This window comes from Rhizobium sp. Leaf311 (assembly GCF_001423445.1).
Classification (GTDB): domain Bacteria; phylum Pseudomonadota; class Alphaproteobacteria; order Rhizobiales; family Rhizobiaceae; genus Agrobacterium.
The window spans coordinates 262,558-279,122 of the sequence record NZ_LMNZ01000021.1; the positions used below are offsets into that span (position 1 = coordinate 262,558).

The 16,565-nt window shown below is 58.8% G+C and carries 15 protein-coding genes and 1 tRNA gene; 11 read left to right on the top strand and 5 right to left on the bottom strand.

All coding sequences use genetic code 11. The features are described from left to right. Positions 1-118 precede the first annotated feature (118 nt). Positions 119-1,789 carry an FAD/NAD(P)-binding protein gene (locus tag ASF69_RS20535; RefSeq protein WP_062590141.1) on the top strand — a complete coding sequence of 557 codons (1,671 nt, stop codon included), beginning with the start codon at positions 119-121 and terminating at the stop codon, positions 1,787-1,789. On the opposite strand, the gene ASF69_RS20540 is transcribed toward ASF69_RS20535, so the two are convergent. Together ASF69_RS20540 and ASF69_RS20545 are read right to left on the bottom strand one after the other, a co-directional pair. Then, positions 1,790-2,530 carry an MOSC domain-containing protein gene (locus ASF69_RS20540; protein ID WP_062590142.1) on the bottom strand — a complete coding sequence of 247 codons (741 nt, stop codon included), beginning with the start codon at positions 2,528-2,530 and terminating at the stop codon, positions 1,790-1,792. A gap of 69 nt (positions 2,531-2,599) precedes the next feature. After that, positions 2,600-3,928, bottom strand: a complete 1,329-nt coding sequence (locus tag ASF69_RS20545) for a PLP-dependent aminotransferase family protein (RefSeq protein WP_062590144.1) — start codon at positions 3,926-3,928, stop codon at positions 2,600-2,602. A 99-nt stretch (positions 3,929-4,027) separates the two neighbouring features. On the opposite strand from ASF69_RS20545, the gene ASF69_RS20550 reads away from it, so the two are divergent. The 6 genes from ASF69_RS20550 (at position 4,028) to ASF69_RS20575 (ending at position 9,869) form a co-directional block, all read left to right on the top strand. Then, positions 4,028-4,990, top strand: a complete 963-nt coding sequence (locus tag ASF69_RS20550; protein WP_062590146.1) for a hypothetical protein — start codon at positions 4,028-4,030, stop codon at positions 4,988-4,990. Positions 4,991-5,042: 52 nt separating this feature from the next. Beyond that, on the top strand, positions 5,043-5,933 hold the full coding sequence (locus tag ASF69_RS20555; RefSeq protein ID WP_062590148.1) for an ABC transporter substrate-binding protein: 891 nt from the start codon (positions 5,043-5,045) through the stop codon (positions 5,931-5,933). Further along, complete coding sequence (locus tag ASF69_RS20560) at positions 5,930-6,853, top strand: amino acid ABC transporter permease (RefSeq protein ID WP_062590149.1); 924 nt, start codon at positions 5,930-5,932, stop codon at positions 6,851-6,853. The genes ASF69_RS20555 and ASF69_RS20560 overlap by 4 nt, the downstream gene beginning before the upstream one ends. After that, positions 6,853-7,632: an amino acid ABC transporter ATP-binding protein gene (locus tag ASF69_RS20565; protein WP_062590209.1), complete on the top strand. Its 780-nt coding sequence runs from the start codon at positions 6,853-6,855 to the stop codon at positions 7,630-7,632. Before ASF69_RS20560 ends, ASF69_RS20565 begins: the two co-directional genes overlap by 1 nt. 99 nt (positions 7,633-7,731) lie before the next feature. Continuing rightward, positions 7,732-8,913: a M20 aminoacylase family protein gene (locus ASF69_RS20570; RefSeq protein WP_062590151.1), complete on the top strand. Its 1,182-nt coding sequence runs from the start codon at positions 7,732-7,734 to the stop codon at positions 8,911-8,913. Positions 8,914-8,942: 29 nt separating this feature from the next. Beyond that, the gene (locus tag ASF69_RS20575; protein WP_062590152.1) at positions 8,943-9,869 is read left to right on the top strand and encodes an ROK family protein; all 927 of its coding nucleotides are present in this window, start codon (positions 8,943-8,945) and stop codon (positions 9,867-9,869) included. Positions 9,870-9,881: 12 nt separating this feature from the next. Here the strand turns inward: ASF69_RS20575 and ASF69_RS20580 are convergent, their stop codons facing one another. After that, positions 9,882-11,042, bottom strand: coding sequence for a GTP-binding protein (locus tag ASF69_RS20580; protein ID WP_062590155.1), 1,161 nt, complete (start codon positions 11,040-11,042; stop codon positions 9,882-9,884). A 124-nt stretch (positions 11,043-11,166) separates the two neighbouring features. Further along, positions 11,167-12,222, bottom strand: a complete 1,056-nt coding sequence (locus ASF69_RS20585; RefSeq protein ID WP_244475540.1) for a D-alanyl-D-alanine carboxypeptidase family protein — start codon at positions 12,220-12,222, stop codon at positions 11,167-11,169. A 237-nt stretch (positions 12,223-12,459) separates the two neighbouring features. Here ASF69_RS20585 and ASF69_RS20590 point away from each other — a divergent pair, with 237 nt between their 5' ends. Next, positions 12,460-13,623 (top strand): M20 aminoacylase family protein, encoded by a 1,164-nt coding sequence (locus tag ASF69_RS20590; protein ID WP_062590156.1) that lies wholly within the window; start codon positions 12,460-12,462, stop codon positions 13,621-13,623. A gap of 220 nt (positions 13,624-13,843) precedes the next feature. On the opposite strand, the gene ASF69_RS20595 is transcribed toward ASF69_RS20590, so the two are convergent. Next, a tRNA-Gly gene (locus ASF69_RS20595) sits at positions 13,844-13,918 on the bottom strand. Positions 13,919-14,176: 258 nt separating this feature from the next. On the opposite strand from ASF69_RS20595, the gene ASF69_RS20600 reads away from it, so the two are divergent. From ASF69_RS20600 to ASF69_RS20610, 3 genes are all read left to right on the top strand, one after another. Beyond that, positions 14,177-14,686: a prolyl-tRNA synthetase associated domain-containing protein gene (locus ASF69_RS20600; RefSeq protein ID WP_062590158.1), complete on the top strand. Its 510-nt coding sequence runs from the start codon at positions 14,177-14,179 to the stop codon at positions 14,684-14,686. A gap of 57 nt (positions 14,687-14,743) precedes the next feature. Beyond that, positions 14,744-15,739: a thioredoxin gene (gene trxA / locus ASF69_RS20605; RefSeq protein ID WP_062590159.1), complete on the top strand. Its 996-nt coding sequence runs from the start codon at positions 14,744-14,746 to the stop codon at positions 15,737-15,739. A 143-nt stretch (positions 15,740-15,882) separates the two neighbouring features. Further along, entirely contained in the window at positions 15,883-16,554 is a 672-nt protein-coding gene (locus ASF69_RS20610) for an LON peptidase substrate-binding domain-containing protein (RefSeq protein ID WP_062590161.1), read from the top strand. Positions 16,555-16,565: the final 11 nt, after the last annotated feature.

Consider the following 16,565-nt stretch of genomic DNA (forward strand, 5'->3'; position numbering starts at 1 on the left):
GAATGCCGTGGCATTGCTAATATTCCGCCAATGCTGTTCCTGTCGCAAGGGAACTTCGAAGGCTCCTCGTGGTTTCTAAGAACGCCATCGGGCGTTTCTTACGGGGTTCATTCTATCCATGTCATCGAAAATTGCTATCATCGGGTCCGGTCCTACGGGAATATATACGTTGAAGGGGCTGGTGGGCAAAGCTGAGCCGCTTTCGATCACCATCTTCGAGAGCGAAGCCGATCCGGGCAAGGGCACGCCCTACCATCCGGACCTCAACGATCAGGCAATGCTGTCCAACATCGCCAGCATCGAACTGCCACCTGTCTGCGAGACTTTGTCAGACTGGCTTCGCCGCCAGCCGGACGAGGAGCTGCAGCGGTTCGGCATCGAGCGTGCGCTGATTGCAGACCGTGAATTCTATCCTCGCGTTGTTCTGGGCGAGTTTCTCTTCTCGCAGTTTTCGCAGTTGATCGAGATCGGCAAGGCCAATGGCCACAGCATCGACGTGAGGGCGTCGCATCGCGTGCGCGATATCGAGCTGCGTCAGAAGGATATACGCCTGAGCGTCAGCGCGCCTGATGGCTCGACGGAAGAATTCGCCTTCGATCACGTGGTGATGGCCACGGGCCACGATTTCCCGGAAACGACTGAGGTCAAGCCGGGCTACTACATGTCGCCATGGCCGGCTCCCGCCTTGAAAAAGATCGGGCCATGCAGGGTCGGTATTCTGGGCACGTCGCTCAGCGGTATCGACGCCCTCATTACCGTTGCGACCGCACATGGATCCTTCCTGCTGGATGAGCAGGGCGTTCTGCAATATCACCCAATGGCCGAAACGGACGGTCTGCACGTGACCATGATGTCGCGAAAGGGCGTCTTGCCAGAAGCCGACTTCTACTGCGAAATTCCCTATCGCCCCCTGCAATTCTGCACGGAAGCGGCCATCGAAACCCTCATCGCGACACGCCGTCACGACCTGCTGGATGCGGTGTTCGAGTTGTTCAAGGCCGAGCTCCTGTTCTGCGACCCCGAATATGCCTCCCGTATCGGCCTCTCATTCTTGACGGTCGAAACCATTGCCAAGGCCTATTTCAACGACCGCGAAACAACACCGCCTTTCCAGTGGGCGGCGCGCAATCTGGCGGAAGCGGAAGCCAACAAGAAGGCCAAATATACGGTGGAATGGCGCTATGCCATCTTGCGGATGCATGAGGTGATCGCGCTGGCAATTCCGCATCTGGACGAGAAGGATCTTGAGCGCTTCCATAAGTATTTCAAGACCGTCTTCGTGGATGATTACGCCACCGTGCCGCACGCTTCGATCCAGCGGCTGCTCGCGCTCTACCGCGCAGGCAAGCTGGATATCCAGGCACTTGGGAACAAAAGCGAGATCGACAACGAAAGCGTGGAGCGCGGAGCGGTCGTGCGGGCGCAGGGCAACACCTACACTTTCGATGCGTTCATCGATGCGACCGGCCAGCACACGCTCTCGGCGCGTGACATCCCCTTCCCGACGCTGAAGCAGCAGGGCGTCATGCGCAAGGCCACAACAAGCGCGGTTCCCTCTCTGGTGGATGGCGAAGGTGCATTGGTGCGCACGGGCGGCGTTGATCTGGACGAGAAGTTCCGCCCCATCTTTCAGGACAATCTCACCAACAGGCTTTATTGCGGCTCCATTGCCTTCCTGCTGCATAAGCTGCCCTTCGTTCAGGGCATCACCAGCGCCCGCGATATTGGCAGTGTGGTGTCCAAGGCCATCCTGGAAACGAACGCGCAACTGCAATTGTCGGCGGCCTGATCAGGCCCCTACGATCTCCGCTTCATCCCCTATCGAAATCATGGCGCAGCGTTCGGTTGAGCCATAGACGCCGAAGTTTCTTCGGTTCTTTCTGAGGATGGTCCGCAGGATGTCGGCGTTTTCCTGTAAATCCGGCTGTGGAATCAACGTCATTCCACAGCGTTTCGTCTCTTCGCTCACGGCAACAAGCGCATCTCCAAGCCGAAGGCGCTGTCCCGGCCACGTGGCCTCGCAGAAGTCATCGCCGCTCGGCATACGAAGAACGATATTGGGGCGAAACCGTCTGCTCTCCACGCTCTCGTTGCCCAGAAGGGCCGAGAGCTGCTCCAGCGAATTTGTTGTCAAAAGGTGCAGTGGGCTGGGCTCATAGCGGTTGGTTGCGATATGTGCGTCTGGCTCCTGGCCCACATCAGCCTGTCCGTAAGGCCAGGCCGCTACCTCGAAGCCGAAATGTTCCGATAGCCGCACGCCGATGCTGTTGCCAAGCACGGACAGCCAGTCACCATCGGGAAAGCCGATTTCCGGCACATCACCCGCCATTCTTGCATTGAGGAAGAGTGCGGGGCGCCAACGCGCCTCTTTTTCCGGAGCGGCGATCTGGCGGTTTTCGACATCGACAATGCCCCAGCCTCTATCGCCCGCAATACCATGTTCCGCAAGCTCCACCGACATCAGCCTTTCGCCGCCCAGCGAGCTCACAGGATATCGCCAGATTTCTTCAACAGTCCCCAACACGTCCACGCTGTTCCGATCTTTTTCTGTCCGTCAGAAACAGGGAACTACATGCGGCGCTGCTGGTTCCCTGCTACCTCACACTGTGCTTGCCAGCGCAATCGCATCGGCAACGCTGTCCCACTTGTCTTCGCCAAGCATAGATGTGGCCACGCGAATATAATCGCCGGGCAAAAGCGAGAATTTTCGTCCGGGATTGATGGCAATGTTGCGCGCCGCCAGCGTCACAGTAGCAAAACCCTCGGAGGCAACCGGCAACCACAGGCAAAGCCCGCTGCCGGCGGAAACCGGTACACCCCGACAGTTGAGCGCTTCGGCAAGCCCATCGCGCCGCTGCTGATAGATCGCGCGCGCCTTCGCCACCATGTCGAAACTGTGCGGCTCTCGCAGCAGCCATGCCGTGGCGCTTTGCAACACGCGGCTGGTCCATCCGGCGCTGAAGGCCCGGTAGGACTGGATCTGCTCGACAATGGATGCAGAACTGGAAAGCACCGCCAGCCGCAAGTCGGGTCCCAGGGTTTTTGAATAGGAAACGATGTGGATCGTCCTTTCGGGGAAACGTCCACCCAGAGATTGAGTGGGAATACCGGCAATATCGCCCAGCCCGTCATCTTCGATAATGAGGGTCTCGGTGCCGGCGAGGATATCGCCCAGTTCCGCCAGCCGGTCAGGGCTGACGGTCTGTCCCGTAACGGAATGCAGGCGTGGCTGAAACAGGAAGGCGGTCGGGCGCTGCTGCAGGGCGGCGTGAAGGGATTGCGGCGTTGGTCCGTGCTCATCGCACAGAACAGGAATGATCTTGACGCCAAAATCCTCGAGAATATCGAGCAGTCGCATGGCTGTCGGATTTTCGATGGCAACCGCTGAGCCCGGTGAAACGAGTGCGCGGATGGCTGTATAGACGGCATTGTAGCCGCCATTGGTCACCAGAAAGGCCTCCGGCTCATAAGCCCAGCGCGCAAGCGCCGCCTCATGAAGCTCCGGGATGATCCGGACCCGCTCGTAATCATTGAGCTTTTCCACCGTTGCGGCGTGGGTCAGCGCCTGTGCCAAGGGTGGCAGGAGTGAAGGGTCCGGCACGGCCAGGGTCAGATCCAGCGCGTTCGGTCCGTAATTGCCGGCACTCGCAAATCGCTCCGGCTTGGCCACAAAGCGGTCGCCGCTCACCCATGTTCCATTCCTGCCCCGCCCGGTAATCACCTTGTGACGCCTCAGGTCCGCCCATGCTTCTGAAAGCGTCGCCGGGCTGATCTCCAGCTCATAGGCCAGATCGCGGATGGAGGGCAGGCGGGTGCCCACCGGCAGAACGCCCGCGCGGATGAGTGCACTCGTTTCCAGTGCGATACCGCGAATGCTCCGATCGCCTATTTTTTCAGCAAGCCACTTGGCGGAGTAGAGATCGTCCATAAATTCACCTTTTTAAATGTTCAATAACGTAATAACATTTGATGTTTGTAATTTGAACATTTAACTTTTTCTTATCGAGATTTTTTTGAGAGCATGTGCATGACCGTAACGCTTCGCCTCGCACTCCGTGACTGGGACTATATGACCCCTCTCGTTCTCGGAGACGTATCCTCGCCCCGCCTGAAGGTCGTCGTAGACCGCGTCGGCACCCTCATTTCCAATGTTGGAACGGATTCTGTGTTCGACGCCGCAGAGATGTCTTTCAGCCGTTATGCGCAGATGCGGCATGACGGGGATGAAACGGTCGTTGGTGTGCCCAATTTCATCATGCGCGGCTTCCGGCACCGCTGCATTATCACTGCCAAGGACAGCCTGGTTCGTCAGCTGTCGGACCTTGCAGGAAAGAAGATTGGCGTTACCGGCTGGCGGGATTCCGGCAACACATGGACCCGCGCAGCCCTTCGCCGCGAAGGTGTCGGTGTTGAAGACGCGATGTGGTACGCCGGACGCCTGACGAAGGATCACCCGATTACCGACCGGCTGGACGGTTTTGGCAGGCCAGGCCGCATCGAGGCGGTGCCCGGAGAGCGACCCATGGTCGATCTTCTGCTGGAGGGCGGGCTGGATGCCGTATTCACCCCCTTCATGCCGAAAGGATTTTTCGACAAGGATTCGGCGCTGCGACAGGTTCTGGACGATTATCGCTCTGCCGAAGTCGATTACTTCAACGATGTCGGCTACGTGCCGGGTATGCATCTCATCGGCTTCAAGGCGGGCGTTGTGCACGAACATCCGTGGATCATGGATGAATTGAGCGATCTTCTGGACGCATCGCAAAGCATGTGGCTGGAAAAAAGAGAGAAATACGCCGATACGACACCCTGGATGATTGATGAGCTGCGCCGCTGCGCTGCCGATCTTTCTCCTTCGTGGAACCTGAACGGGCTTGCGGCCAATGAAAAGATGATCGGTGATTTTGCAAGGGAGCTGCATGAGCAGAAAATCCTGCCGCGGCTTCTGTCTCCCGCCGATCTGTTTCCAAGCCAGGCCGCCAGCCGCTGACGCGGCCTTGCGGACACGACATTATTTCGCGTTGAACAAAAAGGGGAATTCCATGCAATCGAAATTCATCACATCCGTCGCTCTTCTCGGCCTGATGCTGGCCGCACCGGCAATGGCGCAGGACGCCGCCATACCGAAGCAGGAGATGAACAAGGAACTCAACGCCCGTCTGCCGGAGAAAATCCGCACCGAAGGCAACATGGTCTCCGTCAATAACGGCTCCTTTCCTCCCTATGAAATCGTCACCGGAACGGAAATGACCGGCGCCAGTGCCGATCTGACCGAAGCTCTGGGACAGCTTCTCGGCGTCAGGATCGAGCACGCCACCGTCGGCGGTCTGCCCGCATTGCTTTCGGGCGTCAATTCCGGTCGCTACCAGTTTGCCTTCGGTCCGGTTGGTGATTTCAAGACACGTCAGGAAGCCAACGACTTCGTTGACTGGGTGCAGGAATTCGTCGTCTTCGCCGTCCAGAAGGGCAACCCCAAGGGAATCGTTTCGCTGGATACGGCCTGCGGCAACCGCATCGCCGTCATGGCTGGCGGATCGGCCGAAAAGGTGATCAAGGCGCAGGTGGAAAAGTGTGTTGCCGATGGCAAGAAGCCGGTCGAGGTTCAGTCCTACACCGACCAGCCAAGCTCCATTCTGGCGGTCCGCTCCAAGCGCGCAGACGCATTCTTCTCATCGCAGGCACCGCTCACCTATTTCGTTTCCCAGGCCAATGGACAGCTTGAGTTGACCGGTATTGGCGAAAAGAACGGCTTTGACGATCTGTTCCAGGGTGCCGTCGTTCCAAAGGGCTCTCCGCTGGGCGAACTCCTGCGGGATGCCGTCAAGGTTCTCATCGATAACGGCACCTATGACGTCATCATGAAAAAATGGGGCCTGGAAAACAACACCATCAAGACACCGGGTATCAATCTGGTGGGAGTTGAAAAGAAATGAGTGTCGCCAACGCAGAGACCGCATCGCCTTCAGGCGGTGCGGACCCGCGCGATGTGGCCAATGCCCATCGCCCGTTTCAGACCGGCCGCGCCACATTGTGGTTCATCACGCTGCTGATTGCCGCCAACTTCGCCTGGATCGTCGCCAATAACGAAAACTTCGGATGGCCGGTCGTTGCCCAATATTTCTTCGATCCAACCGTCATGCAGGGATTGTCCGTCAGCCTTGGACTGACTGTCGTTGCGATGCTGATCGGCGTGGCGCTGGGCCTGTTGCTCGGCGTTGCCCGCATGTCGCAGGATGTGCTGGCCAGTTCGCTCTCCGGGCTGTTCGTCTGGTTCTTCCGGGGAACGCCGCTGCTGGTCCAGCTCATCTTCTGGTACAATCTTTCCACGCTCTTTCCGGAAATCTCCATCGCCATCCCCTTCGGTCCCACGCTTGTCAGCTGGGAGACGAATTCGGTCATCACGCCGATGACAGCCGCCATCGTCGGGCTTGCGCTCAACGAAGCCGCCTACATGGCCGAGATCATTCGCGGTGGTCTGCTGTCGGTTGATCGTGGACAGTCGGAAACGGCGGAAGCCTTCGGCATGACCAAGGCACGCGCTCTGTGGCGCATCATCATTCCGCAGGCCATGCGCTCCATCGTGCCGCCCACCGGCAACCAGTTGTTCAGCATGATCAAGGCGACCTCGCTCGTCAGCGTCATCGCCATGGCCGATCTGCTCTATTCGGTGCAGTCCATCTATAACCGCACCTTCGAAATTGTGCCGATGCTGATGGTCGCGGTCATTTGGTATCTGCTCATCACTTCGGTTCTCAATATCGGGCAGGGTTACATCGAGCGTTATTATGGCCGGGGCGACCGTCGCACCGCCACCGCTCAGGCGCCCACCGTGCATGAGGAGGCAGCGCCGTGATCACTCCCGTTCAAGACAAGCAGCCGCTGGTTCGGGCGCGCAATGTCCACAAGGCGTTCGATCAGCTTGAGGTGCTGAAAGGCATCGATCTGGATGTCTTTCCTGGCGAAGTCGTCGTCGTGCTGGGTCCTTCCGGCTCGGGAAAATCCACCTTCCTGCGCTGCATCAACCATCTGGAATCCATCAATCGCGGCTCCATCGAGGTGGATGGTGAGCAGATCGGTTACCAGCTGAAGAAGGACAAGCTGATAAAGCTTTCGGGAAATGCCATTGCCGCGCAACGGCGCAATATCGGCATGGTCTTCCAGCAATTCAATCTCTATCCGCATATGACAGCCCTGCAGAACATCATCGAGGCGCCCATCGGCGTCCACGGGGAAAGCAAGGCGCAGGCGATAGCCTATGCCCGGGAGCTTTTGCAAAAGGTCGGCCTGTCGGATAAGGCGGATAATTATCCGCGGCAACTGTCCGGCGGCCAGCAGCAGCGCGTTGCCATTGCCCGTGCGCTGGCCATCAAGCCCAAGCTGATGCTGTTTGATGAGCCGACATCGGCACTCGACCCGGAACTTGTCGGCGAAGTGCTGGCGACCATGCGCGATCTTGCCCGGCAGGGTCTGACCATGATCGTCGTTACCCACGAAATCGGCTTTGCCAAGGAAGCGGCGGATCGCGTCGTCTTCATGGATGGCGGCCATATCGTGGAGATGGGCAAGCCGGAAGATGTCATCGGCAATCCGCAGCATCCGCGCACGCAGGCATTCCTGTCTCGCTTCCTTTGATCCAATCGCAGCAATGCCCCGCCATCGTCGGGGCATTGCCCGTTACCGAAATTGCGGTGCGCTCTTTTCGCGTGCCTGCTTCATCAGACTGGAGTTCCCATGACAGTGCTCGACAATGCCTATACACGCGTGTCCGATCTTGCCGATCTGGAGGCCGAACTTGTAGAGACGCGGCGTTACCTGCACGCCCATCCGGAACTGTCTTTCGAAGAAGCGCAGACCGCGCGTATGGTTGCGGAAAAGCTGGAAAGCTGGGGCTACGAGGTCACCCGCAATGTCGGCGGCCACGGCGTTGTCGCTCGGCTGACGGTGGGTGAAAGCAAGAAAAGCATCGGCATCCGTGCGGATATGGACGCGCTGCCCATTCTGGAAGAAACCGGCGCTGACTATGCCAGCACGGTGCCCGGCAAGATGCACGCCTGCGGTCACGATGGACACACCACGGTTCTTCTCGGTGCCGCGCAGCATCTGGCCCGCACGCGACGTTTCAACGGCACCGTCACGCTGATCTTCCAGCCAGCCGAAGAATCGGGGCGTCCGAGCGGCGCTCAGAGAATGATCGATGACGGCCTGTTCGAACGCTTTCCCATCGACGCCATCTTCGGCCTGCACAACCATCCCGGCGCGCCGGAGGGTGCGCTTCTCCTGCGGTCCGGCCCGATGATGGCCTCGGCCGATACGGCGAGAATCACCGTCAAGGGCAAGGGTGGTCACGCATCGCGCCCGCACCTGACCATCGATCCCGTTGTCGTCGCCTGCAATCTGGTCGTTGCCCTTCAGACCGTGGTCGCCCGCAACATCGATCCCACCCAGACCGCCGTCGTTACCGTCGGCACCATCCACGCGGGAGAGGCGGTCAACGTCATTCCCGAATATGCCAAGCTTGCCATCAGCATTCGCTCGTTTGATGCAGGCATTCGCGATCTTTTGCAGGAGCGAATTACAAAGCTTACCAATTCGGTTGCCGAAGGCTTCGGAGCCTCCGTCGAGATCGATTACGAACGCGGCTACCCCGTTGTCGTCAACTCGGAAAAGGAAACCGAGTTCGCCCGCGCCGTGGCAGAAGAGCTGATTGGCTCGGACAATGTCTCGACCTGCCACCTCATTCCCGGCAGCGAGGATTTCGCGTGTTTTCTGGAGCATAAGCCCGGCAGCTTCCTGCGGCTTGGAAACGGCATGAATTCGGCGATCCTGCACAGTGCGAAATATGATTTCGCCGATGCGAGTCTCACCGTCGGTGCCGCCATGTGGGCGAGACTTACGGAGCGTTATCTGGCATAAGGTCTCCGAATCTGGAAGGGAGCCTTGCTTTGATCGTCTGCTTCGATATTGGCGGCACCGCCATCAAGGGTGCTGCCGCCCATGCGCTGGATGACGTTCGCCCCCTTCCAAGGCGCAAGACACCGACGCAGGATTTCGATGCTTTCGTTGCAGTGTTGAAGTCCGAAATCGCCAGCATCGGCGGCGCCCCGGATTGTGTCGCGCTGTCGATCACCGGCATCATCGATCCAGATACGGATAAATCCTTCATCGCCAATATTCCCTGCGCCCATCAAAGACCGCTGAAAGCGGATCTGGAAGCCGCGCTTGGCCTGCCGGTCCTCATCGCAAATGATGCGGATTGCTGCGCGCTGGCCGAATATGGTGTCGGCGCTGCCCGTGGTCATCGCGTCGTGTTCAGTGTCATCCTCGGCACGGGTGTCGGCGGCGCACTGGTTATCGACGGCAAGCTCATCAACAGCGCAGGCGGCTTTGCGGGGGAGTGGGGCCACGCCCCCGTTGCCGCCACCCGCGCGGGAAATCCGCCGGTGGACCTGCCACGCTTTGCCTGCGGATGCGGACTGGAAGGCTGTCTCGATGCCATCTGCAGCGCGCGCGGCATGGAAAAGCTGCACCGACATCTGACGGGAGAGCAATTGCTGGCCGAGGAGATTGTCGAAAAATGGCAGGCCGGTGAGGCCGGTGCGAGCCGCACCATCGATATCTATATCGACATGCTGTCTGGCCCGCTGGCGCTGGTGGTCAATGTTACCGGAGCTACGATCGTGCCTGTGGGCGGCGGCCTGTCCAATGCGCCGGCCCTGATCGAAGCGCTGGATCACGCCGTGAGATCCCGCATCCTCAGGCGCTTTTCACGCCCTCTTGTCGTGAAGGCGCAGTGCACGGTAGAGCCAGGCCTCGTCGGTGCTGCCGTGCTGGGCTTTTATCATGTGCGGACACTGACACATTTCGCCTGAACGCCAGAGGCCTTAGAAACGCATTCCCGGAACCGCCAGCGGATTGTCCACCACCGCTTGCCGGTCGGGCTTGTCGATGCGCACGGAGCCGATAAAGGCCCCGAACAGGTCCTTGACGAACTCCTCCGGCAGACCGTCTGTTATCAGCACCATGCGCGTGCGTCGGTCCGCCGGGTCTGGCCATGCGGCAAGACGCTGCGGCGGGTGAAAGATCGACTGAACCCCATGCAGCACCAGCGGCCGGTCGGGATTGTCGGAAAGCTGCACAATACCCTTCATGCGCAGAAGCTTCTCGCCATGGGCGGAGCGCAGCAGATCGATGAACATGTCGATCGCCATCGGGTCGATCGGCTTGTCGTGAATGATGGAAAAAGAGCGTATCGAGGCGTTGTGCCGGTTCACGTCATCATGATGATGGTGGTGATGATGATGCCCATGATGGTCGTGATGCCCATGCCCATGCTCATGCTCATCATGGCCGTGATGGTGCCCATCGTCATGCGCAGCTTCGTCGCCCAGCCAGCGAGAGACATCGCCAAGCTTGTTGCCTGCGTCGTAAAGTCCGTTCTCCAGAAGCGCCACCGCAGACCAATCTTCGACATCGCCATCCTCAACAGGCGCGCGGGGGTTTAGGGCGGAAAGTCTTTCCTTCAGCGCAGCCACCTGTGCCTCTCCCGCCAGGGAGCGCTTCGTCAATACCAGCCGGTCGGCAACTGCCACCTGCTTGACCGCCTCCGGGTGACGATCCAGCGTCGCCGCGCCATTGGCCGCATCCACGACGGTCACCATGCCGTTGAGGGAGAAGTTCTGCGCAATCACGGGATTGCCGATGATGGACTGCATAACCGGTGCCGGATCCGCAAGGCCGGTGGTTTCGATCACGATGCGGTTGACCGGTTTCAGCTTGCCCGTCTGGATCCCGTCCATCAGTTCCGCCAGCGTATCGACGAGTTCGCCCCGCACCGTGCAGCACAGACACCCTTCCGCCAACTCGATGATCCCGTCACCGGACCGTTCCACCAGCAGATGGTCGATGCTGACATCGCCGAACTCGTTGATGATGATGGCGGCATCCTGCATGGCAGGGTCTTTCAACAGCCTGTTGAGCAGCGTGGATTTTCCCGCGCCGAGAAAACCTGTGATGATGGAAACCGGAATACGATCGAGTGCCATGAGGCGACCTGTAGTGTTAGAACATTACATTTTGATGCGGTCTTATATCAGCAATCGGCTTGCAAGAAAGCATCATCTGCAGCAAATGCGGCTCGCTGATGGTGCGAGCCGCTGCCAGCCAGCCTTAAAATGCCGGGCGTGGAATGGGGATAGGCACATTGGCCGGGCTGCCCTTGGCAGCAGGACCTGTCGCCGGGCTGGTAGCCGTGTTGATGGCAACGGTCTCGCTGCCTGGAATGAGACCCGCATAGGAGTAAACCGGCGGACGGCTCATTTCCTGCACGAAGGGCGACTTGATGATCATCCGTCCCGCCTCGTCGCGGCTTTCGCTGCGAACCTTTGCGGCTTTGGGGTTGCAGATGGCGGCGCTGATGTCGTTGACGCCTTCGGTGTCGCCATAGGGAGCCAGCGATGCCAGTGACGTGCCCTGGCCGGAGGGCGAGGTCAGGCCCATCTGCAAAAGATCCGCAGACTGGTCGGTGCGTCCGGCAAGGCTGTCTGCACCCAGCACCACGGTGATGACCTGGCGTCCGTTGCGCGATGCCGAAGATACCTGGTTGAAGCCGGAGGCGCAGATAAAGCCGGTCTTCATGCCGTCAGCACCCTCGAAGCGGCCCACCAGCATGTTGTAGTTGGCGTAATTCTTCTTGCCGGTGCTGACACCTTCCAGCGAGAAATATCCGGCATATTCGGGAAATTCCCGTTTCAGGATGAGCGCCAAAAGGGCAAGATCGCGTGCGGTGGTATATTGTCCCTTGCCGGGCAGGCCGTTGGGATTGATGAAGCGCGTCGAAGACATGCCGAGGCGGGCCGCCTGCGCATTCATCTGGGCCACGAAATTTTCGGTGCTGCCGCCAACCGTTTCGGCAATGGCCACGGCAACGTCATTGGCGGATTTGATCAGCAGCAGCTTCAGCGCGCTGTCCAGCGTCAGCTTGGAGCCCGGCTTGAAATACATCTTGCTGGCGGGCTGGTCGGCTGCCTTCTTGCTCATGACAACTTCCGTCGTCGGGCTCAGCCTGCCGGATTTCATGGCGCTGAAGGCAAGATAGGCGGTCATCAGCTTGGTCAGCGAAGCAGGATACCACTTGCGAAAAGCTTCCTGGTGCGAAATCACCTTGCCGGTGCGCACATCAACCACCATCTTGGGGTTGGCGTGTGCTACGGACGTCATGGCCATAACACTGGCGGAGATCGCGGCAATGGTTTTTACAAACCGCCCTGCGGCACGGCGGCGTGGGGAGTTATCCTGCAAGACGTATCCTCGAATTCCCGAACTTGTTTCGGGATTTGCAATATTCACCATATATGGCCTAGCAATGGCAAACTCCATTGATTGCGTCAATTATGCGGCGCAATATCTACCGGTCAGGGATGCGCTTTGTTAGGTCTGGAATGGAACATCGGGAATAAATAAATGCCTTTATTGAATAGAGCTGCGGAATTGCAGGCAGAGGCCAGCGAGTGGCGGCGTCATCTCCATCAGAACCCTGAACTTCTTTATGATGTGCATGAGACGGCTGCCTTCGTTGCAGAAAAGCTTTCCTCCTTCGGCGTCGATGAGGTCGTGACAGGCATTGGCCGCACCGGCGTCGTCGGCGTCATCCACGGCAGGCACGGCAAGGGCCGCACCATCGGTCTGCGCTCGGATATGGATGCGCTTCCCATTGTCGAGGAAACCGGCAAGGAATGGGCATCGAAAGTGCCGGGCAAAATGCACGCGTGCGGCCATGATGGACATATGGCGATGCTGCTGGGTGCAGCGAAGCATCTGGCGGAAACACGCAATTTCGCGGGCTCCGTGGCCGTCATCTTCCAGCCCGCGGAAGAAGGCGGGGCAGGTGCCCTTGCCATGGTTGAAGACGGCCTGATGGATCGTTTCAAGATCGATGAAGTCTATGGAATGCACAATATGCCGGGCATTCCGCTTGGCTCGTTTGCCATTCGCAAGGGCGGCATCATGGCTGCGCCGGACAAGTTCTCCATCGTGGTCAAAGGACGTGGCGGCCACGCGGCCCAGCCGCACCGCACCGTGGACCCGATTTCCATCGGCGCGCAGATCGTCACCAACCTGCAGCTTATCGCCTCGCGCAACGCAGATCCCATCCGCTCCATCGTCGTTTCCGTCACCCGTTTTCAGGCCGGTTCCAGCCACAACATCATTCCCAATGACGCCCTGATCGCCGGCACGGTCCGCACGCTGGATGAAACCGTCCGCGATATGGCCGAGGCTCGAATCAAGCAGATCGCCGAAGGCATTGCCGCAGCCAATGGCGCAGAAGCCGAGGCGGTCTATGAGCGATACTGCCCCGTCACCGTGAACCATGCCGACGAAACCGACCATGCCATTCGGATCGCCCGCGAAGTCGCAGGAGACAAGAATGTCGATCCGGACGTCGATCCCTCCATGGCAGGCGAGGATTTTTCCTACATGCTGAACCAGCGCCCCGGCGCCTTCATCTTCCTTGGCAATGGCGAAACCGCAGGCCTGCACAATCCCGGCTACGACTTCAACGATGAAGCCATCGCCTACGGCCTGTCCTATTGGGTAAAGCTGGCAGAGCAGCGTCTGGGCAGCTGATAACATCACTCGCGACCGTGCTCATCGTGCGGTCGCAGCTCTGGCAGCGCTCCCAGAAAACCCAGGCAGGCATACAAAACCGAAGCAGAAAGGCTGGAATAATTTTGCCGAGACAAGTTTGCCCAATTACTCGGAGCAAGCTCAAGCGCTGAGCAAATAGTCTGGAAATTGTGGCCCGATACTCGGGCCAAGGAGACAATTTTTCTCATCTGAGGAAAATTGGAGCGGGCGAAGGGATTTGAACCCTCGACCCCAACCTTGGCAAGGTTGTGCTCTACCCCTGAGCTACACCCGCTCATAATCCGCTGGTTCGGGGTAGTTCGCTGAACCGCGGGTCGCTGCGTTGCGGCGACGAGGGCTATATCGCTCAACCGCTTTTTAAATGCAACAGGGAAATGACAAAAAGGTGCAGAAAAAATCAAAAAACAGGACAAGTAACGGAAATCATTTGATTTTTTTGATGAAGAAATCTCAAGCCGCATTGCAAAAGGGCTTTTGAGGGCCTAATGACAATGGCACAGAGTGACGAATCCATTGATGCGAGAAAGCCGATATGAGCGAGCAATCCACCAAGACAGCACAGGACCTTTTTGCTTTGCTGGATGGGCTCGGCATTGCCCATAAGACCTATGAGCACGAGCCCGTCTTTACCGTCGCAGAGTCGGAATCACTGAGAGACCGTATTCCCGGCGGCCACACCAAGAACCTTTTCGTAAAGGACAAGAAGGACAGATATTTCGTCCTCACCGTCGAGGAAAATGCAACGGTGGATCTGAAGACGGTGCATAAGGTGATCGATGCATCGAGCAGAGTGTCTTTCGGCAGGCCGGAAAAGATGATGGAATATCTGGGTGTCGTTCCAGGCTCCGTTACCGTCTTCGGCGCCATCAACGATACGGGAAACCAGGTAACCTTCGTGCTGGACAGCGAGTTGATGAAGCATGACCTCATCAACGGCCATCCGCTCTCCAACGACGCAACCACGACGATTGGCCGGGATGATCTCATTCGCTTTCTGGAAGCGACGGGTCATGCGCCGCTCGTCTTGAAAGTAACCGAGTAAAGTACGATCTTTGCGCCAGTGAGTGGCGAGATCCTGCGCAGTGAACGGAGACCTTGAATGAGCGGAACCAACAACCCCTACGGAACGTCCATGGGCGGACACATGACCGGCTCCGTGCAATATGGCGGCGGCGCGCCAGCGTCTTCGCCCACGCCCGCGCCCGCGAGTGCCGAGGCGTCCCACATCAAGGATACGACCACGGCGGCCTTCTCAAAGGACGTCATGGAAGAATCCCGCCGCCAGCCCGTGCTGGTGGATTTCTGGGCGCCATGGTGCGGGCCCTGCAAGCAGTTGACCCCCGTTCTGGAAAAGGTCGTCAATGAAGCCGGTGGCCGCGTCAAGCTGGTCAAGCTCAATATCGATGACCACCCGTCCATTCCCGGCCAGCTGGGCATCCAGTCCATTCCCGCCATCGTCGCCTTTCAGGATGGTCGCCCGGTCGATGGTTTCATGGGTGCGGTGCCGGAAAGCCAGATCCGGGAATTCATCGACAAGATCGCCGGGCCTGCGCTCGACGATCCGGCTGCGGAAATCGAGGCTGCTCTGGCGGAAGCAAAGCAGCTGCTCGCCGATGGCGATCATCAGGGTGCCGCCCAGCTTTTCGGCTTCGTCATGCAGGTCGACCCGGAAAATCCGGCCGGTATCGCAGGCATTGCCGACTGCATGATTGCGCTGGGTGAATATCAGCGTGCGAGCGATCTCCTGGCCTCGGTGCCGGAAGACCTTTTGGCGGACGCGGCGGTTCAGGCTGTTGCCAGGAAGCTGGCGCAATATGAAGAGGCCCGTGCCCTGGGTGATCCGGCTGCTTTGGAGCGGGAGCTTGCAGCCAACCCTGACAATCACGATGCGCGTATGAAGCTTGCCAAGATTTTCAACGCGCAGGGCCGACGCGACGATGCAGCCGATCAGTTGCTGACCGTGATGCGCAAGGACCGCGCTTATGAAGACGACGGCGCGCGCAAGCAGCTGGTGGAGTTCTTCGAAAGCTGGGGCTTCAAGGACCCGGCAACGGTTACGGCGCGTCGGAAACTGTCTTCGATATTGTTTTCTTGAGGATCGGCTTGCGCTTGATGGGCGCAGACCACATTTATAGGATGATGCGTAAAACCTGTGCTGGCATTTCCATGGCACAGGCTCACGCGCCGGTATCGCGCTGTAAACATGGTGCGATGTATCTATAAGAGAGGGATTGATCCATGCATGTCGGAAATGCCAGATATCTGAAAGACTCCGATCTGCCCGACGTGGTGCCCGTTTTCCCTCTGCCCGGTGTGCTGCTTTTGCCGGAAGGGCAGCTGCCTCTCAATATTTTCGAGCCGCGCTACCTCGCCATGTTCGATGCGGCAATTGCTGGCGATCGGCTTATCGGCATGATCCAGCCAGCCCTGCAGGGTTCGGATGGCGCCTTGGGTGCGGGTCCGCTCAGCCAGGTCGGCTGTATCGGTCGCATCACCTCCTTCTCTGAAACCGGCGATGGCCGCTACATCGTATCGCTGAGCGGCGTCTGCCGTTTCCGCGTTCTGGAGGAAGTTTCCAGCGGCAACCCCTATCGCACCTTCCGTTATGCGCCTTTCATCTCCGATCTGTCCGGAGAGTATGATGAAGATGCCGTAGACCGCGAAAACCTGCTGCGCGTCTTTCGTGCCTTCCTGGATGCCAACCAGCTTGAGGCGGATTGGGAGAGCGTGGAGCGGGCGGGCAACCGCGTGCTTGTCAATTCACTGTCCATGATGTCGCCTTTCGGTCCCGCTGAAAAACAGGCTCTGCTGGAAGCGCCGGATCTGAAATCGCGTGCCGATACGTTGATTGCCATCACGGAAATCGCCCTTGCCCAAGGCAGCGCCGAGGGCGGAAGCACTTTGCAGTAAAGGGGAGGGGC